Origin of the sequence: Actinomadura coerulea (genome assembly GCF_014208105.1) — a bacterium.
In the GTDB taxonomy this organism is placed as follows: Bacteria; Actinomycetota; Actinomycetes; order Streptosporangiales; family Streptosporangiaceae; genus Spirillospora; species Spirillospora coerulea.
On record NZ_JACHMQ010000001.1, the window covers coordinates 1,273,235 to 1,291,334 of the forward strand.

The window sequence follows — 18,100 nt, forward strand, 5'->3', positions numbered from 1 at the left end:
CGCACGCCGCACATCCCCCCGCGTGCCCGCATTCCGTGCTTTCGAACGGGAGGTCCCGTGCCCGACGTCGTGCTGAACGCCGACAAGATCGATCTGGTCCGCGAGCGGCGGTCGCTGCTCGACCGCGTCACGCTGACGGTGCTGCGCGGCGAGCACTGGGCGCTGATCGGCCCGAACGGCGCCGGCAAGAGCACGCTGCTCGGCGTCCTCGGCGCCTACACCCATCCGACGCGCGGCACGGCGGAGATCCTCGGGCGCCGGCTCGGCCGCGTGGACGTGCAGGAGCTGCGCAGGCTGATCGGGCAGGTCAACCCGCGCCACCCCCTGGAGTCGGCGCGGACGGTCCGCGAGATCGTCCTGACCGGCGTGACGGGCACCATCGAGCTCGTCCCGCGCTGGACGCCGGCCGAGGCGGACCTGCGCCGCGCGGACGAACTGATCGCGCTGATGGGCCTCACGCCCCGCACGGACGCGCGCTGGCCGAACCTGTCGCAGGGGGAGCGGGGCCGCGCGCTGATCGCGCGGGCGCTGATGCCCGACCCGCCGCTGCTCCTGCTCGACGAGCCCGCCACGGGCCTGGACGTCGCCGCCCGGGAGCGGCTGCTCGCCGCCCTCGACCGGCTGCGCGCCGAGCGCCCCGGCCTGACCACCGTGCTCGTCACGCACCACCTGGAGGAGCTGCCGCTCAGCACCAGCCACGCGCTGCTGCTGCGCGAGGGCCGCGTACTCGCCTCCGGACCGGCCGGCGAGGTGCTCACGACCGAGCTGGTCAGCGCGTGCTTCGACCATCCGATCACCATCAGCCGAAGCAACGGGCGCTGGGCCGCGACAGCCGGACGGATCTGACCGCCCGTCCCGCGCTCCGAGGGCCCGGCTAGCCGCCGGCGACGCGGTGCCGGGCCAGATGCGCCAGGACCGCCTGGTTCGCCTCCCACCCGTCCGGGAACTTGACCGGCACGCCGAGGTGCACCGGCTCGGCGGACGGATGCGCGTCCAGCAGCTCGGGGATGCCCGCGCGCGCCACCACGACGCACGCGTGCCGGTGCCGCGACGCCAGCACGCACAGCCGCCCCGACTCCAGGTGGAACGCGGTCGCGTCGCGGCGCCCCGACAGCGGGTGCAGCATGACCGTCACGTCGTACTCGCGGCCCTGGAGCCGGTTGGCGGTGTCGACGGTGATGCCCTCGCCGTGCGGGCCGAGCGCGGCGCGGATCGCGGTGACCTGGTCGCGGTGGGCCGCGCCGATCGCGACGCGCGCGGCGTCCACCGGCTCCGAGCCCCGTTCGGAGTGCGCGACGGGGCCGCGCTGCAGCAGCCGGACGGCGAGCGCCGCCGTCGCGCGGACGGCTTCGGAGTCGGTGCGCAGCGTGTGCCGGGCGGGCAGCTCGTAGAAGGCCCACCCGGTCGCCGCCGCCTCTTCGAGCGCGTGGTCGTAGGTGGTCCCCATGCCGCGCGCGGCGAACTCCAGCGTCCGGTCGCCCGGCCCCGTCCCGGCGCGGAACCCGGTGAACGGGTAGAACGCCTCCGACACCACCGGCGCCGCCGACGCGGGCAGCCGCCAGGACACCGGCAGCCGGTGGACGGGAAGCTGCGGGTTGTGCGCGAGCAGGACCGACACGGCGCTGCGCATCGGGTCCCAGGTGAGGCCCGCCCAGCGTTCGACCTCGACGGTGGAGAACGGGTCGAGCTGGCCGGGGTCGCCGACGAACAGCGCCCGCTCGAACCGCCCGGCGATGCGCAGGAGCAGGTCCGAGCGCATCTGGTACGCCTCGTCGACGATCGCCCACGGCCAGGACCCGTCCGAGAGCGTGGCCCACTTCGCGCCCGTCGCGATGACGACGGTGCGCTCGGCGAGGTCGTCGGCCTTCTGCGCCACCCGCACGGACGGATGCGCCATGACCCGCTCGGACGGCACGTAGCCCGACGCCGACAGCCGCCCCAGCGTGATGCCGGGGTGCTTCGCGGCGATCCGGTCGATGAGGTCGTCGACCTGCTCGTTGGTCTGCGCCACGATCATCAGCCGCTCGCCGGCCTCGGCCAGGTGCGCGGCCGCGCGGACCACCAGCGTCGACTTGCCCGCGCCCGGCGGGGAGTCGACCACCACGCCGCGGTGCCCGCCGCCGAGGTCGGCCAGGACCGCGTCGACGACCCGCGCCGCGGCGTCGCCGGGATCGAGGGACGGCTCCGGGTCCATCGTCGCCACCGGCGACAGATGACGGCCCGCCTGTCCGGTCACGACCATTCCTCTTCGGCGTCCTCGTCGGTCGGCACGTACTCGACGGGCGGCCCGCCGTGCGTCCACGGCGTGTCCTCCCGGTCGGGGAACCTCGCCATGCCGAACGAGCCCTCCGTCAGCGAGGTGAAGCACACCCGGTCGCCGACCTCGGGGACGGCGCCCGCCTCGGGGGTGAGCTTGCGGCCCATCCCGCCGGTCAGCTCCAGCAGCACGCCGCCGTCGTCCAACTCCACGATCCTCCCCTTGAGGGCCGGTCTGGCCGCGCTGCACACGGTCGCGCCGACGTCGAGCCGCACCGGGTCCCGCGTGCCGACCCGCAGCAGCGGGCGCAGCTTCGGCCGCTTGCCCGTCTCGTCCAGCCGGGCGGGGTCGCACTCGGTGACCGTCCCGCCGAACGCCTGGCCGGCCAGCCGGTGCTCGGCCATCACCAGGGGGTCGTCGAACGCCCGCTGCGCGTCGTAGGCGTCCTGCGCGCGTTCGAGGTCGTGCAGCCGCCGCGCCGCCCGGACGGGCGGGTCGCGGCGCGCCTGAGGATACGCCTCGCCGAACGTCTGGTGGTAATAGGTGAAGGCGTCCCGGTCGCGCTCCCAGCGGCGCGGGACGCTCGCGCCCTCCGGCAGCGCCCGCAGCAGCCCGACGGCGCGCCACATCAGCTCCCAGGTCGGGGTGAGCTGGCTCGCGACCGCGGCGCGCAGCCGCTCCTCGGCGGCGGGGGCCCCGCCCGACCGGTCGTAGCCGGCGATCGCGGGCGCGAGGACCTCGTTGTCGAACGTCGGGTCGGTCGTCGGGCCCGCGGGCGGGCAGACGACGGGGTCCTCGGCGCGGGCCGCGGCGGCCGGCCCGTCGAGGCCGTCCGGAGGGGCGATCCAGCCCAGCAGGGCGGCGAGGTTGCCGTCCTCGAGAGAGCTCTGCCCGGTCGCCCAGTGCAGCCGCAGCAGCTCGGTCACCGCCCCGAGCAGGGACGAGCCCGGATGGTCGTGGCGGTCGGCGAACCACGTCAGCCACCGGCCGAGCACCGGCACCGCCGGGTCCACCGCGTACGGGCCCTCGGTGCTGCGGAACCGCGTCGACCGGCCCACCATCCGCAGGAACGCGACGCCGCCCCGGTTCGGTACGAGCAGCTGCGGCGCGTCCCCGTACCGGATCCGCTCATCGCCGTCCTTGCCGGGCGGCAGCTCCTCCACCGGGCCCCGGCTCGTCTCGATGTGGTTCAGGACGAGCTTGGCGAGGCTCGCCGCGAAGGCGAACCGCAGGTCGCGGTTGCGCGGCTGCGGGACCACGAGCAGGGTCGCGTCGTCCGGCGCGCTGCCGAGCATCACGGCCAGAGGCGCCGCCGCCTCGCCGGCGAGCTTCAGCGGGACGAGCACGAGCGGGTCGGCGGAGACGTGGCAGTGCCGCACGGTGGCGAGCGGCTGCGCGATCCCGGCGGCCGCCGCCTGCAACCGCGCGAGCGAGGACAGCGCGCTCATGGGCGGATCACGCGGCCCCGTGCAGCGCCTCGTCGCGCAGCCGGGCCGCGGCGCGCAGCTGCTCGGCCGTCTCGGCCAGGTCGTCGGAGGGACGCAGCGACCCCTCCGCCAGCGCGAGCGCGGCGCCGATCGTGTCGACGCCGCCGAGGTCGTCGCGGACGGACCGGCCGAGCGCGCCCGTCGAGCCGCACGCCCGCGCCTCGTCCCGGCAGAACAGCGCCATCTCGCAGCCCGCCATGCACTCGGGCGCGTACCGCGCCTCGACGGCCCGCACGGACTCCGCGAGCGCGTCCCCGGGCTCGAACGTCAGGTCGTCCGGCAGCTCGGCGAGGATGTCGTCGACGCGGGTGAGGCGCGCGAGCTGCCGTTCCAGGACGGCGAGCTGGGGACGCACGTCCAGCGGCGTCGCGGTAGGCCGGTTGGAGAAGTTCTCCGGGCAGACGAGGAACACCTCGTGCGAGACGCGCGCCGGGTCGTGCCCGAGCTCGGCCGCCAGCCGCCGCAGCGCCAGCACGTACACCGCCGACTGGCGCGCCGCCGCCGCGACCTGCTCCGGCTCGGCCTGCCCGTCCACGACCGCGAACGACTTGATCTCGATGACGTGCATCCGGCCCTCGAGCTGGAACGCGATCACGTCCGGCTCCAGGTAGGCGGGCCGTCCGGCGATCTCCAGCCGCAGCAGCGGGTGGTCGAACAGCGTCCCCTCGCCGGTCTCCAGCGCGCGGGCGACCAGCCGCCGCGTGCGCGAGTGCCGCAGCTCCCGGCCCTCGTTGCCCGCGACCACCTCCAGGTCGTCGTAGGCGACCTCGGGGACGGCGAGGCCGAGCCGCTCGCGCAGCAGGGTCAGCAGCTCCGCGCAGCCGTCCGCCTTCACCTGCGCCTCGAACGCGTTCCCGCGCGTGATCGCGAACTGGGACTGGCCGAACGGCGCGGGGAACCCGAGGGCCCGCGCCACCGCGTCCTTGTCGACCCCCGCCGCGTCCATCACCCCGCGGCGGGCGCAGCCCGGATTGGACGTGAGCGCGGCGATCGTGCGGGCGTCGTGGTTGCGCGGGGGCGCGTCGCCGCGCAGCCGGTCCAGGTCCGGCGCGGTGTCGGTCATCGGTCCGTCTCTCCGTTGATGGCGGGGCGCCGGCCGGGATCCCGCAGGGCCCGCAGCCGGCTGCCGAACAGCCGTTCGGCGTCGTCGAGCCGCTCCCGGGCGCGTGCCGCGGCCGACTCGCGCCGCCGCCGGTCCGGGGCGCGGTGCACGTCCAGCTCGGCCCGGGCGGCCTCGGCGAGCACGGCCGGATCGACTGTACCGACCGTACCGGTGACCGCACCGGGAATGTTGGACGCGAAACGCCACAGCAGCCGCTGCACGTCCGGCGACGGCGTCCCGCGCCCGGCGTGCTCGGCCAGGCGCAGCGCGCAGGTGAGGAAGTCGGTGCGCGGGCTGAGCGGCCCGACGACGCGCTGCTCCAGCGGCCACGTGCTCACGGTGAGGAGCCCGCGCGCGGGCGCGAGCAGGTCGGCGGTCAGCGCGGCGCACAGGTAGTAGGGGCGCGCGTACGGCGCGGTGCGGAAGGAGCGCTCCTCGTCGCGGCGCAGGCTCGTCAGCCGGCTCCCCGGGATCTCGCCGGGGAAGAACGCCGCGTACACCGACCCGATCAGCTTCGGCGCGGCGGGCGCCCCGAGCAGGGTGAGCGCCTGGTGGACCTGCTCCCGGACGGGCAGCAGAGCGCGCGGGCCCTCCTCGTCGCGGCGGGCGCCGGGCCCGGCGGTGTCGCCGAGGACGGCGTCGTCCCACGCGGCCTCGGCCCGGCGCAGTTCGCCGCGCAGCTCGCGGGCCCGCGCCCGGTCGCCGGAGGCCATGGCCCGGCGCACGGCGGCGCGCAGCTCGGCGATGCGCGTCTCCAGCTCGTCGGGGGTCGGGACGCCGGGGGACCGGGACATGCGGCAGACAGTACAGGTGCTTCCCGACACTTCCAGTGTTTTCCAGTTTTGTGCGGTCCGGGCGGGGTCAGCGCGGCTTGCGCCACACGAGGGAGTAGCGCCACAGCAGGTGCTTGCGGAACGCGGCGCCGGGAAGCAGCCGCAGCGCCTCGTCCCGCACCTCGCCCCACGTCATGTCGGGGTCCATGACCGGGGCGTCGGGATCGCCCGCGCGCCGGCGGTTGCGGAGCCGGTGGAAGTAGTGCGCCGGCAGGCCGGCCGCGGCGTGCGCCCGGTCACGCGGCCCCCCGTTGTTCGCCAGCCCGATGACCACCAGGGTGCCGCCGGGCCTGACGGCGCCGCGCATCGCCGTCAGGCCCTTGGCGAAGTCCATGTGGTGGATGGCGGCGACGCTGCAGACGAAGTCGTAGAAGTCCTCCGGCAGGTCGTATTCGAGGAGGCCCGCCTCGACGAAGTCGACGTTGCCGACGCCCCCGCTCGACCGCGCCGCCTCGGCGACCATGTCCGGCGACCGGTCGAGCCCGGTGACGTGCGCCGCGCGGGGCGCGAGGCGGCGCACCAGCAGGCCGTCCCCGCAGCCGACGTCCAGCGCCTCACCGCATCCCCGCGGCACGTTGCGCAGCACGACGCCGTGGTAGTGCGTGTTGTGGTTCCAGTAGTCGCCGGTCATCGTCACCACCGGGTCAGGAGCGCGGGTCGCGGCGGAGGGGGTGCCCCTCCGGCACCTCCACAATAACGATCTTGACGCCGTCCGGGTCCTCGATCCACATCTCGACCAGTCCCCAGAGTTCCTCGCGCGGCTCCCGCGTGACGCGGGCGCCGGCGGCCGCGAGCCGTTCGTGCTCGGCCCGGACGTCGCGGACCTGGAGCCAGAGCATCGGCGACGACCCGGTGCGGCCGCCGCCGTGCCCCGACACCTCCAGGAATCCCGGACCGAGGAAGAACACCACGCCGGGGGAGTCGGCCGGGCCGAACTCCCGGTACACGGCGAGGCCGAGCACGTCGCGGTAGAAGCGCCGGGTGCGCGCCGGATCGGCGGGGCGAAGCAGGATGCGGCTGCTCAGTACGTCCATGGCACCATCCTGACCCCGGCGCCCGCACCGGCGCGCCCGCTGCGAGCGCGTGTCGGCCCGGTGTCCGCCCGGGTCAGTCCGCGAAGCTCGCGCGGTAGGTGGCGGCCATGTCCTCGTCGCCGTGCCCCTGCTCGATGGCGCGCCGGAAGCGCTCGCCCGCCGCGTCGTTCACGTCGACGCGCACGCCCGCGGCCTCGGCCGAGTCGTGGATGAGCCGGGTGTTCTTCTCGGCGTTGCGGACCGCGAAGCTCGGCTCGAAGTCGCCGTCGAGCATCGCCTTCATCTTGGCCTGGAGGTAGGGGCTGTCGAGCGGGCCGCCGGTGAGGACCTCGCCGAGCAGGGACGGGTCGAGCCCGAGGCCCTTCGCCAGCGCCACCGACTCGGCGACGACCGAGGTCAGCGAGATGGCGTAGCTCACGGCGGCCAGCTTGAGCCGGGTGCCCGCGCCGCCCGCGCCGTCCTCGTCCAGCCACACCGTCTTGCCGCCGACCGCGCCGAAGACCGGCTCCAGGGCCTTGCGCGCGTCCTGCGGCCCGGCCGCGAGGATGATGAGCCTCCCCTGCTCGGCGGGCTGCTTGGTGCCCTGCACGGGGGAGTCGACGAACGTCAGCCCGTGGCCGGCGGCGAACCGGGCCAGCCGGGGCACGTCCGCGACGCCGACCGTGCCCATCTGCGCCCAGATCTGCCCGGCGCTCAGCGCTGGGCCGGCGTCCTCCATCACCTCCAGGGCGGTCTCCGCGTCGTTCAGCATGGTGATGACGACGTCGGCGCCCCGGACGGCCTCGGCGGGGGAGGCCGCGACGGCGGCGCCGTCGGCGGCGAGCGGTTCCGCGCGGGCGGCCGTGCGGTTCCAGGCGGCGACCCCGTGGCCCTTCCGCAGCAGGTTGCGGGCCATCGCGGCGCCCATGATCCCTGTGCCGAGCACTGCGACCTGAGTCATCTGCCCCTCCTTTTGGACCGTTTGATACATATTTGTGCGGGGACGACCTTCGCACATCGCGGTCTGATCCGCATCCGCAGGGTCCTTACCCGCCGCGGGGCCGGGATGCGCCGCCGGATCGGCGGGGCGGCCGGTCAGCCGTAGGCGGGGCTGTCGCCGGGCGCGTCGGCGTAACCGGCGGTGTAGGGCACGGCGAAGGCGTCGAGGGTGCGGTCGAGATGAGCCGACCACCAGCCCACGAGCGTCGCGGGGCCGCGCTCGCCCGCGCCGTCCTCGCCCAGGTAGCGGTGCCGCAGCGGCGCGACGTCGCAGAGCCGCTCCCACCATTCCCGGTGCACGGCCGACTGGATCTGCCCGGCGTCCAGCGGGAAGGCGGAGCGGTGCCCCCGCACGAACGCCTGGACGCGGTCGAGGTCGAGGCCGCGCTCGTCCTCGCAGGCGAACAGCCGTGCCGCCGAGCGCACGACCTCCCCCGCGACCGGGCCCGTGGTGAGGCCGCCCCAGCCGAGCACGGCGGTGACGTTGCCCGACCCGCCGTAGCGGAGGTGCTCGGCGTGGAAGGAGCCGTGCAGGTGCCCGACCGTGCTGACCTCGATGTCGGGCGGCTGGTGCCCGGCGAACTCGGTGAGCAGGGCGCGGCGCTCCCGCAGGCGGCGCGCGGTCAGCGCGTCGAAGTCGGTGCCGTCCCCGCCGTCCGGGACGTCGCGCAGCATCGCCTCGACGGCGGCGGCCGCGTCGGCGGCTCGCGCGGTCGGCACGAGCATGCTCTGCTGGACGGGCGGCGTGAGCTCGTCGAGCGCGGCGTGCAGCCGTCCGAGCAGCTCGCCGAGGGCCTCGCACTGGGTGAACGTCAGCTCCAGCCCGCCGCGGCCGCGGCCGCCGACCCACGGGTACAGGACGTATCCGCGGCCGGCGGCGGTGACCAGCGTGCGGCCGCCCCGCGCCGGCACGGGCGCGAGCACCGGAAGGCCGGCCGCGTCGAGCGCGGCCGTGACGCCGTGCTGGAACAGCACGCGGCGCCGGTCGGCGCCGGTGTGCTCCCTGAGGAAGAACGCTCCGCCCGCCGCGTCGACGCGCCAGCTCCGGTCGCCCGGGCCCGCGGCCAGCGGGGCCACCGCGTCCGGCGCGCCGATCTCCCAGCGCTTCAGCAGCCGCGGCGGGAGCGGTGGCGCGTCGTCCGCCGCCTGCCCGCCGCCGTCGGCCCGGTGTTCGGTGTCAGCCCTGTCTCTGGCGTCGGCACTCTCGGACGTCGGCACCTCGGCACCTCGGCTGCTTCGGACGGACGGCGGTCGAATGGGTGTTCTACGCCGACGCTACACGTCCCGGCCGCGGCGCGGAAGCGGACAGCGCCGTCCGGCGCCTCAGACGCGTTCGAGGACGACGACGGGGATGTCGCGGTCCGTCTTCTTCTGGTACTCGTCGTAGTCCGGCCAGGTGGCGGTCATCTTCCGCCAGAGTGCGGGCTTCTCCTCGGGCGTCGCCGTGCGGGCCCGCGCGGTGAACTTGTCGCCCTTCACCTGCACCTTCACCTCGGGCCTGTCCTCCAGGTTGCGGTACCAGAGCGGCGGCTCGTCCGCCCCGCCCTTGGACGCCACGACGAGGTAGGCGTCGCCTTCCGTCTGGTAGATGAGCGGTGTCGTGTGCTCCTTGCCGCTGCGCCGCCCGGTGGTGGTGAGCAGGAGGGTGACGGTGCCCTGCCAGTCGTGTCCCTCCGCGCCGTCGGTCGCCTGGTACCGCTCGACGTGTTCCTTGCCGTACAGCATGGTTTTCTCCTCACTTTGCCCTGGCCATATGGGCGCCCTTCTGTAACCCGCGGGTCGGGGCCGCCCTTCCCGGGATCACTACCCTGGCGTGGTGGATGATGCGGCGGAGGTGGCGCGGCGGTGCGCCGAGACGATGTACGCGCAGGACAAGGTGGCGCAGGACCTCGGCATGCGGATCACCGAGATCGCGCCGGGGCGGGCGCGGCTGCGGATGACGGTGGCCGGAACCATGGTGAACGGGCACGGGATCGCCCACGGCGGCTACCTGTTCCTGCTCGCCGACTCGGCCTTCGCCTACGCGTGCAACACCTACGACTCCGTGACGGTCGCGGCGTCCGCCGACGTGGTGTTCGTCGCGAGCGCGCGCGCCGGGGACGTCCTGGAGGCGACAGCGGTCGAACGAACCCGGTACGGGCGGAGCGGCGTCTACGACGTCACGGTGCGCCGCGTCCCCGGCGGGGAGGTCATCGCGGAGTTCCGCGGCGGAAGCCGCAGCCGGGACCAGCGCGTCCTGGACGGCGGCGCGCCCTGAGACGCGCGGGTCACAACTCGTTCAGGACCCGGGTGAGGTAGCGCGACGTCTCGTCGGGACGTTCGGCGGTGATGCACAGGTTGTTCATCGCGCGCATGTAGGTGTCGACGTCGGTCGGCTTGTCGAGGTAGAGCGCGCTGGTGAGCTGCTCCAGGTAGACGACGTCGGACAGGCCGGGCTCGGCGAAGCGCAGGATGGTGAACGGGCCTCCCGCGGCGGCGTGCCCTCCCGCGCCGAACGGCACGATCTGGAGGGTGACGTTGGGCAGTTCCGACACCTCGATCAGATGCCGGATCTGGTCGCGCATCACGTCGCGGCCGCCCAGCGGGCGGCGCACGACCGCCTCGTCCAGTACGGCCCACAGCGTCGGCGCCTCGGGCGAGGTGAACCGCTCCTGCCGGGTGGTGCGGATCTGGACGCGGCGCTCGACCTCCTCGTCGCTGGCGTCGGAGTACCCGAGCCGGATGACGGCGCGCGCGTAGTCCTCGGTCTGCAGGAGGCCGGGAACGAACTGCAACTCGTAGGTGCGCAGGAGGGAGGCGGCCTCCTCCAGCCCCAGGTACACCTCGAACCAGCTCGGGAGGATGTCGCCGTAACGGTGCCACCAGCCGGGGGTGTTGGCCTCCTTGGCGAGGGCCAGCAGCGGGGCGCGCTCCGCGGGGTCGGAGACCCCGTACAGGGTGAGCAGGTCGGCGACGTCGCGCTCCTTGAAACCGACCCTGCCCAGTTCCATTCGGCTGATCTTGGAGTGCGAGCCGCGGATCTCGTAGCCCGCCTGCTCGGTGGAGATGCCGCGCGACTCGCGCATCCGCCGCAACTGCGCGCCGAGGAGAATGCGCAGGACCGTGGGCCCGCCGCGGCGCGGATAATCGATCAGCCGTCCGGCCGGATCACCTTCGGACGGAGGTGTTGGCGCAGCTGAATCCTGGGGCAAGGGGTCACCAGCCAGTCGACGGGTCTGCTCGCGGGCGGAACGGCACCGCACTATGTTAGAGGATGCGCGGACGTTTTTGGGAAGCAGGAATACCGCCTTGCGGCCCGGGTGCGCCCGAACGGCGGCTGACGTGCGCGAAGGCGCCGTGACGTCCCCGTGACCAGTGCTGTCGGTGGCGGTGCGGCTGCGGAACGTTGCAGATTCGTTGCATCTGAGTCGGCCCGGTGGTCATTTTTCCCCGTGTCGGCGCCCCTGGGTTGGCGCAGAATTGCGGATCGCTCTCCGGCAATGCGGGTGACCAATCCTGACAGGCCAATTCGCGGACTGTCGTCGTCCCCGTGAATGTCCCTGACCACTTATTTGGCGAACATTCCCCGGGGTACGTGCCGCCCCGGCGGCGCGACGAGTGATGAAGCTCTCGTCCCGCGCGGGCGCGATCCGGGACTCCCGCGGCGTTCACACTTCAGAGCGGCGGCCCCGGCCGCCGGCTCGGGACAGGTGAGCACACTTCGCGCAACTGGGAGGACAGATGAACGTGACCCGTGAACGGCCGGAGATCCGGTTCCTGACCTCGGGCGACGTCTCGGCGCACGAGCGCGCGGCGGCCGAGCGGGCCGTCCGCGACGCGCTGGCCGGCGCCGGCGGCGTCACGTCCGTCCAGGTCACGCTGAGCGTGGTGGCCGACCGGTCGCTGCCTCGCCCCGCCCTGGCCCAGGCCGTCGTCGAGTTCGGCCGCCGGCGGGTGCGCGCGCAGGCCGCCGCGCCCCGCATCGACGAGGCCGTCGACATGCTCCGCGAGCGCCTGGCGATCCGGGCGAGCTCGCTTCAGGCCGGCTGAGCCTCCGGACGAGCCCGCGAACCGAAGGAACGGCGGCGCCCCGCACGGGGACGCCGCCGTCACTGGTCTCAGGGTCTCAGGCGTCTCGCCCGGCGAGGACCAGGGCGGCCAGACCGAGCGGTACGAGCGCGTACGCGAGCAGCAGGGCCGTCGCCGCGCCGGGGGACAGCAGGTCGCCGTAGACGGAGTTGTCCGCGCTGAGCCCCGCCATCTGGGCGGGCAGGCCGCCGGGCATGACCGAGCCGATGCGCTCGCTCCACGGCCGCGGCAGGTGGAAGACGAGCAGCGGCAGGACGTGCCACAGGAACACCACCGACACGAGCGTCCCCGCCGTGGAGCGCAGCAGCACGCCCAGTGACAGCCCGAGCAGCGCGAACATCGGCACCGCCGTCCCCTCGACGAGGAAGCCGGGCAGGTCGTGGGCGATGGACGCGTGCTGGTCCGGGAACGGGCGGTCGCCGATGACCAGCCGGACGCCGAGGAACGAGCCGACCGTCGCGGCCTCCCCGGCGACAAGGGCGACCGTCCCCACCACTGTCGCCTTGGCCGCCAGCAGCACGGGGCGCCTCGGGAGCACGGTGAAGCTCGCGCGGATCATCCCCGTTCGGTACTCGGACGTGACGGACAGCGCGCCGAGCACCGCCAGGCACAGCGACGCCGCCCACGTGCTGAGCTCCTGCAGCGGGCGCAGCAGGAGTTCTTCACGGCGATCGGCGGACAGACCGTCCCACACGTGCGCCATCTGGACCGCGAGAAGCACGGTGAACCCTGTGAAGGCCGCCGTCGCGGCCAGCACCCAGTAGGTCGAGCGGATCGAGTTCAGCTTCCGCCACTCCGCGGCGACCGCATGGGCGATCACGCGTCCCTCCGAGTGAACGAGAGGGCGCCGCCCGCGAACGCGACCACCGCGTACGCCGCCAGCAGCGCGATCGCGGCGGACGGTGCCAGCACGCCGTGGTCGGTCGGCGAGCCGGGCGCGGCCGCGATCTGGTTGGACAGGCTTCCGGGAAGCGCCGACCAGATCCGCTCGTCCCACGGCGACGGCAGCAACTGGGCGAGGCCGGGCGCCACGAACAGCACGGCCATGCCCGCGGTGAGCGTCGTGGCCGTGGAGCGGAGGACGGCTCCCAACCCGAAGGCGATGACCGTGATCGCCGAGGTCGTCAGGCCGAGCCACAGCAGATGGACCGCGACGTCCGGCACAGATCCCTGGAACGTGGCCACGGGACGATCGCCCACGATCGCGTTCCCGGCGGCGGTTCCGGCGGCGAGCGCCGTCAGCGACGCGGCGAGCACCGTCGCCGCCGCCACCCCGCCCTTCGCCGCGTACAGGGCCAGGCGGTTCGGCAGGACGGCGAGCGTCGTCCGGACCATGCCGTGCGCGTACTCCGACGTGACCGTCAGCGCCCCCAGCAGGACCGCGCACACCGGCAGAGCGACGGCCAGGGGCTGCTCCGCCGGGGCCGCCGTCGCCGTCGCCTTCCTCGCGGCCGGCAGACCGTCCCAGTAGCGGGTCACGTACCAGGACCACACGACACAGAGCAGCATGAACGCCGCGACCGTCCCGAGCAGGGCGAAGGTCGAGCGGATGGTCCGGAGCTTGTACCACTCCGCGGCGAGGGCGTCGATCACCGCGCCACCGCCCCGAACTCGGTGCTCTCCGCCGTCAGCTCCATGTAGGCCTCCTCCAGGGAGGCACTGAGCGACGCGACCTCGTACAGCGGGATCCCGTGCGCCGCGGCGGTGTCGCCGATGGCGGCCACGTCCATCCCGGTGACCGTGAGCGCCCCGCCCGGCGCGGACTCGACGAGGCCCCCCGCCGCGGCGAGCACGGCGGTCAACTCCGCCGGACGGGGCGAGCGGACCAGCACCCCGCGGCGGAACCGGTCCGCCAGCTCCCGCACCGACGTGTCCGCGATCAGGCGCCCGCGCCCGATGATGACCAGCCGGTCGGCCGTCAGCTCCATCTCGCTCATCAGATGGCTGGAGACCAGGACGGTCCGGCCCTCGGCCGCCAGCGCCCGCATGAGCTCGCGGATCCAGCGGACGCCGTCGGGGTCCAGGCCGTTCACCGGCTCATCGAACATCAGCACGCCCGGATCGCCCAGCAGCGCCGCGGCGATCCCGAGCCGCTGCCGCATCCCGAGTGAGAAGCCGGCGACCCGTTTGCGCGCGACCCCGGCGAGTCCCACCTGCTCCAGGACCTCCGCCACCCGCCGCGTCCCGATCCCGTTGCTGCGCGCCAGCCAGCCGAGATGGTCGAACGCCCGGCGCCCGCCCTGCACCGCCCCCGCGTCCAGCAGCGCCCCCACCTCGCGCATCGGCCGCTTGAGCGCCGTGTAGGACCGCCCGTTGACCAGCGCCTCACCGGACGCCGGACGGTCCAGCCCCAGCACGATCCGCATCGTCGTCGACTTTCCGGCCCCGTTCGGGCCGAGGAAGCCCGTCACCGACCCCGGCCTCACCGTGAAGGACAGGCGGTCCACCGCGGTCGTGCCGCCGTAGCGCTTCGTCAGCTCGCGTACCTCGATCATGCGGTCGAGGGTCGTACGCGGCCACCCCCGCGCACATCGGAACCCGGGCGGGAACCGCGCGTGCGACCGTGCTCCGAGAACACCGCGCCGCCTCCGCCCCAGGTATGACGGCCCCCGGCCCGAGGCGCGGGCACCGGCCGTGCCGCTACCTTTCCCCACGTGGACGAATCCGAGCTGCGCTCCCCGCTCCCGCGGCTCAGCCGGCGCGGCCTCATCGGCCTCGACGCCGGGGCCGCGCTCCTCTACGCCCTCGTGCTCCTGATGCTGCCGGCGGACACCGGCGCCCCGCCGCTCCTCGTCCTCCCGCTCGTCGCCGCGGCGGGCCTGCCCCTCGCGGTGCGGCGCCTGTGGCCCGTCCCGGTCTTCGCCGCCGTCCTGTCCGCCTCGACCGCCTCGCTCCTCCTCGGCCTGCCCTGGGACACCTACGCCGCCGCGGGGTTCGCCCTCTACCAGGTCGCGCTCACCCGGCGCCGCCGCCGCTGGGTCCCCACTCTGTTCATCGGCGTCGTCAGCGCCGTGTTCATCTTCGGCGGGGCCGTCGCCGGCCCCGTCGGAGCACAGGCCGAGATCCTCGGGAGGGTGCTGCTCGGCGCCTCCGTCCTCGGCGCGTCCTGGACGCTCGGCCGCGTCGTCCGCGAACGCCGCGCCCACGCCGCGCACGCCGCCCGCCGCCTCGCCGACCAGGCCGTCTCCGGCGAGCGGCTCCGCATCGCCCGCGAACTCCACGACGTCGTCGCGCACAGCATGAGCCTCATCGCCGTCAAGGCCGGCGTCGCCGTCCACGTCGCCGAGGCCCGCCCCGAGGAGGCCCTCGACGCCCTCCGGGTCATCGAGACCACCAGCCGCGGGACGCTCGCCGAGATGCGCCACCTCCTCGGCGTCCTGCGCACCGGCGCCGCCGACGCCGACCTCACTCCGTCCCCGGGCCTCGCCGACCTGGCCGGCCTCGCCGAACGCGCCGCCATGGCCGGCGTCCGCGTCGACTTGGACGTCGACGCCGCGGAACTCCCCGACGGCGTCGCGCTCTCCGCCTACCGCATCGTCCAGGAGGCGGTCACCAACGTCGTCAAGCACGCGGCCCCCGCGCGCTGCCGCGTCCGCGTCAGAGCCGACGGACTCCGCCTGCGCATCGACGTCACCGACGACGGGCCCGGCGCCCGCGTCCTGCCGGGCGGCGGTGGGCACGGTCTCATCGGCATGCGCGAACGCGTCATGATGTACGGCGGCGAGTTCACCGCCGGGCCGCGCCCCGAAGGCGGCTTCGCCGTGTCCGCCGCCTTCCCGTACGAGTCCTAGGAACCCCGTTGGATCTGAGCGTCCTCGTCGTCGACGACCAGGCCCTGCTGCGCGGCAGCTTCCGCGTCCTGATCGACACCGCGCCCGGCCTGCGGACCGTCGGCGAGGCCGGCACCGGTGCGGAGGCCGTCGAACTGGCCGCCCGGGAACGCCCCGACGTCGTCCTCATGGACGTCCGCATGCCCGAGATGGACGGCATCGAGGCCACCCAGCGCATCTGCGCCGGCCTCCCGGGCGTCCGCGTCCTGATCCTCACGACCTTCGACCTGGACACCTACGTGTACTCGGCGCTGCGGGCCGGGGCGAGCGGCTTCCTGCTGAAGGACACCCCGCCCGCCGACCTGCTGTCGGCGATCCGCGTCGTCGCGGCCGGCGAGTCGCTGCTGTCGCCGTCGGTGACCCGGCGGCTGATCGCCGAGTTCGTCCGCCGGCCCGGTCCGGCGCAGCCCCCGCCGGCCGGCCTGGACGCCCTCACCGACCGCGAGCGCGAGGTCCTGACGCTCATCGCCCGCGGGCTGTCCAACACCGAACTCGCCGAGCACCTGCACCTGAGCCCCGCCACCGTGAAGACCCATATCGGCCACCTGCTCGCCAAACTGCACGCCCGCGACCGGGCCCAGCTGGTCATCGCCGCCTACGAGACCGGCCTCGTCCGCCCCCGCTGACCTTCGCCCGGGGCGGTGGACGGAAGTCCACCCGAGGCACGGGACGGCTCACCGATCGGCCCCCAGGCGCCACGATGTGGAGTCAGGCCGGTCATCGGCATCGCGCCCGCCCGAGCGGAGCGGCCGCCGATCGTCGTCGTCCTGCCGACCTGAAGCCGTGATCGCGCCGCGTGGTGGTCAGAGGAGAGCCGGGGCCAGGCGTTCGTACTGGTCGGCGGCCGAGGCCAGGTCGGGGGCGAACACCGTGACGCAGACGTGGTCGGCTCCCGCGTCGAGGTGCCCCCGGATCTGCTCGGCTATGGCGGTCTCGTCGCCCCAGCTGAAGCAGGCGTCGATGACCTCGTCGGAGCCGCCGCCGGAGACGGCGCCGTCGTCGTACCCGAGCGTCTTGAGAGAGCGGACGTAGGGGGACTCCGGGAGATTCAGCATCCGGGTCCCTCTCGCGAGTGCGCGCGCCTTCACCGGATCCGTCTCAAGAATGGCGGTCTGCATGACGACGAGCAGCTTGTCGGCGCCGAGCCTCTCCCGGGCCTGCCTGGTGTGCTCGACGGGCATCGCCGCCGGGAGCGCTCCGTCCGCGCGGTCCCGGGCCAGCTCCTGCATCTTCGGACCCAGGGCCGCCAGCAGGCGCGGGAAAGGCTTCTCGGGCACCGGTGCCGCTTCGACGGCGGCGTCCATGCCGTCGAGGTACTCCCGCATCCGGTTCAGCGGGCTGGTCCACTTCTGCCCGCTCTGCTCCACGATCGCCCCCATGCTGACGCCCACGCCGAGTGCGAGGCGTTCGGGGTAGGCGTCGGCCAGGACCGACGCGGCGCCCTGCATGGCGGCGGGATGCCGCGCCCACAGGTTCGCGACCGCCGAGCCCGCGACGATCCGCTCCGTCGCGGCGAGCATCACGCTCAGCTGCGTGAACACCTCCCGGCCGCCGATGGCCTCGTTCACCCATATCGCTCCGTAGCCCGCCTGCTCCACGCGCTGCGCCGCATGCCGCCATTCGCCGGCCGGCGCGATGGGCGTCACGAACCCGACGCCGATCCTGCCGAGCCCGGCTCGCGCCGCGTCCACCGCCGTCATCGGTCCTCCTATAATCGGAACGAGTAACCCGCTTAGGACGCTACCGGAACGTCCGCCCCGCTTGTCAACCGACCAAGGAGGCCCCGGATGAGCGGACGTCCCCAGCGCGCCGACGCGCGCCGGAACCGCCAGCGCATCCTCGAAGCCGCCTTCGAGGCCTTCGCCGCGGACGGCCGCCTCGCCCCGCTCGACGAGATCGCCCGCCGCGCGGGCGTCGGCGCAGGGACCGTCTATCGGCACTTCCCGACCAAGGAGGCCCTGTTCCAGGCGGTCGTCACGGACCGCATCGAGCGCATCGTGGACGAGGCGCAGGCCCTGGTCCGATCGGAGGAGCCGGGAGAGGCCTTCTACGGCTTCCTCATGTGGGTCGTGGAGCGCGCGATGTTCAACCACGCCCTGTGCGACGCGTTGGCCGCTGACCTGCGAACGCTCGACGCCCACGACCTGGACGAGCAGTTCGCCTCGGCTCTGGACGAGCTTCTGCGGCGGGCGCAGGCCGCCGGCGAGGTCCGCCCGGACGTGGACGTGCACGACGTCCGCACCCTCATGGTCGGGGCCATGTTGATGGAACGCCGGCAGCGCCCCGAGGGCGGTCCCGGCCGGATGACGGCGCTCACCTGCGACGCCCTCCGCCCCGTAACGAAAGGCGACGAAACAGTGCCCGTGGAGCGTAACGAAAGGCGCTGCGAGGTGTGCGGCAAGCCGCTCACCTCGGCGCCGACGGGACGCCCCGCCCGGTTCTGCGGCACCGCCTGCCGCCAGAAGGCGCACCGCCGCCGGAAAACCGCTTGAGGCGCGGCGCGCCTCCGCG

The 18,100-nt window shown here is 74.3% G+C and carries 20 protein-coding genes; 6 read left to right on the forward strand and 14 right to left on the reverse strand.

The features are described 5' to 3' along the window. The first annotated feature begins 57 nt into the window (after window positions 1-57). Window positions 58-846, forward strand: coding sequence for an ABC transporter ATP-binding protein (locus BKA00_RS05955; RefSeq protein ID WP_185023959.1), 789 nt, complete (start codon window positions 58-60; stop codon window positions 844-846). 28 nt (window positions 847-874) lie between these two features. On the opposite strand, the gene BKA00_RS05960 is transcribed toward BKA00_RS05955, so the two are convergent. The 9 genes from BKA00_RS05960 to BKA00_RS06000 all read right to left on the reverse strand — a co-directional run bounded on the left by BKA00_RS05960 (window position 875) and on the right by BKA00_RS06000 (window position 9,416). Continuing rightward, window positions 875-2,236 carry an AAA family ATPase gene (locus tag BKA00_RS05960; RefSeq protein ID WP_230299275.1) on the reverse strand — a complete coding sequence of 454 codons (1,362 nt, stop codon included), beginning with the start codon at window positions 2,234-2,236 and terminating at the stop codon, window positions 875-877. Further along, window positions 2,233-3,705, reverse strand: coding sequence for a hypothetical protein (locus BKA00_RS05965; RefSeq protein ID WP_185023960.1), 1,473 nt, complete (start codon window positions 3,703-3,705; stop codon window positions 2,233-2,235). Before BKA00_RS05965 ends, BKA00_RS05960 begins: the two co-directional genes overlap by 4 nt. 7 nt (window positions 3,706-3,712) lie before the next feature. Further along, entirely contained in the window at window positions 3,713-4,807 is a 1,095-nt protein-coding gene (locus BKA00_RS05970; protein ID WP_185023961.1) for a hypothetical protein, read from the reverse strand. Next, window positions 4,804-5,640 (reverse strand): hypothetical protein, encoded by an 837-nt coding sequence (locus BKA00_RS05975; RefSeq protein WP_185023962.1) that lies wholly within the window; start codon window positions 5,638-5,640, stop codon window positions 4,804-4,806. Before BKA00_RS05975 ends, BKA00_RS05970 begins: the two co-directional genes overlap by 4 nt. Window positions 5,641-5,707: 67 nt before the next feature. After that, window positions 5,708-6,310 carry a class I SAM-dependent methyltransferase gene (locus BKA00_RS05980; protein WP_185033745.1) on the reverse strand — a complete coding sequence of 201 codons (603 nt, stop codon included), beginning with the start codon at window positions 6,308-6,310 and terminating at the stop codon, window positions 5,708-5,710. A 13-nt stretch (window positions 6,311-6,323) separates the two neighbouring features. Next, complete coding sequence (locus BKA00_RS05985; RefSeq protein ID WP_185023963.1) at window positions 6,324-6,713, reverse strand: VOC family protein; 390 nt, start codon at window positions 6,711-6,713, stop codon at window positions 6,324-6,326. A gap of 73 nt (window positions 6,714-6,786) precedes the next feature. After that, window positions 6,787-7,653, reverse strand: coding sequence for an NAD(P)-dependent oxidoreductase (locus BKA00_RS05990; protein WP_185023964.1), 867 nt, complete (start codon window positions 7,651-7,653; stop codon window positions 6,787-6,789). A gap of 134 nt (window positions 7,654-7,787) precedes the next feature. Beyond that, a complete protein-coding gene (locus BKA00_RS05995; protein WP_230299276.1) occupies window positions 7,788-8,909 on the reverse strand; it encodes a phosphotransferase enzyme family protein in 1,122 nt (373 codons plus the stop codon). Between the two features lie 105 nt (window positions 8,910-9,014). Further along, a complete protein-coding gene (locus tag BKA00_RS06000; RefSeq protein ID WP_185023965.1) occupies window positions 9,015-9,416 on the reverse strand; it encodes a nitroreductase family deazaflavin-dependent oxidoreductase in 402 nt (133 codons plus the stop codon). 91 nt (window positions 9,417-9,507) lie between these two features. Here BKA00_RS06000 and paaI point away from each other — a divergent pair, with 91 nt between their 5' ends. Then, a complete protein-coding gene (paaI, locus tag BKA00_RS06005; RefSeq protein WP_420829664.1) occupies window positions 9,508-9,948 on the forward strand; it encodes a hydroxyphenylacetyl-CoA thioesterase PaaI in 441 nt (146 codons plus the stop codon). A gap of 10 nt (window positions 9,949-9,958) precedes the next feature. Here the strand turns inward: paaI and BKA00_RS06010 are convergent, their stop codons facing one another. After that, window positions 9,959-10,756 carry a helix-turn-helix domain-containing protein gene (locus BKA00_RS06010; protein ID WP_230299277.1) on the reverse strand — a complete coding sequence of 266 codons (798 nt, stop codon included), beginning with the start codon at window positions 10,754-10,756 and terminating at the stop codon, window positions 9,959-9,961. A gap of 655 nt (window positions 10,757-11,411) precedes the next feature. Between BKA00_RS06010 and BKA00_RS06015 the strand changes: the two genes are divergently transcribed. Next, entirely contained in the window at window positions 11,412-11,720 is a 309-nt protein-coding gene (locus BKA00_RS06015; protein ID WP_221493028.1) for a hypothetical protein, read from the forward strand. Between the two features lie 76 nt (window positions 11,721-11,796). Here BKA00_RS06015 and BKA00_RS06020 read toward each other — a convergent pair whose 3' ends face one another. From BKA00_RS06020 to BKA00_RS06030, 3 genes are read right to left on the reverse strand one after another with little or no spacing between them, the layout of a single operon-like run. Next, complete coding sequence (locus tag BKA00_RS06020) at window positions 11,797-12,579, reverse strand: ABC transporter permease (protein ID WP_185023966.1); 783 nt, start codon at window positions 12,577-12,579, stop codon at window positions 11,797-11,799. Further along, complete coding sequence (locus tag BKA00_RS06025) at window positions 12,576-13,352, reverse strand: ABC transporter permease subunit (RefSeq protein ID WP_185023967.1); 777 nt, start codon at window positions 13,350-13,352, stop codon at window positions 12,576-12,578. Before BKA00_RS06025 ends, BKA00_RS06020 begins: the two co-directional genes overlap by 4 nt. Then, entirely contained in the window at window positions 13,349-14,254 is a 906-nt protein-coding gene (locus tag BKA00_RS06030; RefSeq protein ID WP_185023968.1) for an ABC transporter ATP-binding protein, read from the reverse strand. The genes BKA00_RS06025 and BKA00_RS06030 overlap by 4 nt, the downstream gene beginning before the upstream one ends. 159 nt (window positions 14,255-14,413) lie before the next feature. Here BKA00_RS06030 and BKA00_RS39720 point away from each other — a divergent pair, with 159 nt between their 5' ends. Together BKA00_RS39720 and BKA00_RS06040 are read left to right on the forward strand one after the other, a co-directional pair. Continuing rightward, complete coding sequence (locus BKA00_RS39720; protein WP_221493029.1) at window positions 14,414-15,550, forward strand: sensor histidine kinase; 1,137 nt, start codon at window positions 14,414-14,416, stop codon at window positions 15,548-15,550. A gap of 8 nt (window positions 15,551-15,558) precedes the next feature. Next, the gene (locus tag BKA00_RS06040; RefSeq protein ID WP_185023969.1) at window positions 15,559-16,215 is read left to right on the forward strand and encodes a response regulator; all 657 of its coding nucleotides are present in this window, start codon (window positions 15,559-15,561) and stop codon (window positions 16,213-16,215) included. 177 nt (window positions 16,216-16,392) lie between these two features. Here the strand turns inward: BKA00_RS06040 and BKA00_RS06045 are convergent, their stop codons facing one another. After that, window positions 16,393-17,289 carry a TIGR03620 family F420-dependent LLM class oxidoreductase gene (locus BKA00_RS06045; RefSeq protein WP_185023970.1) on the reverse strand — a complete coding sequence of 299 codons (897 nt, stop codon included), beginning with the start codon at window positions 17,287-17,289 and terminating at the stop codon, window positions 16,393-16,395. A gap of 87 nt (window positions 17,290-17,376) precedes the next feature. Here BKA00_RS06045 and BKA00_RS06050 point away from each other — a divergent pair, with 87 nt between their 5' ends. Further along, a complete protein-coding gene (locus BKA00_RS06050) occupies window positions 17,377-18,081 on the forward strand; it encodes a TetR/AcrR family transcriptional regulator (RefSeq protein ID WP_185023971.1) in 705 nt (234 codons plus the stop codon). Window positions 18,082-18,100 lie beyond the last annotated feature (19 nt).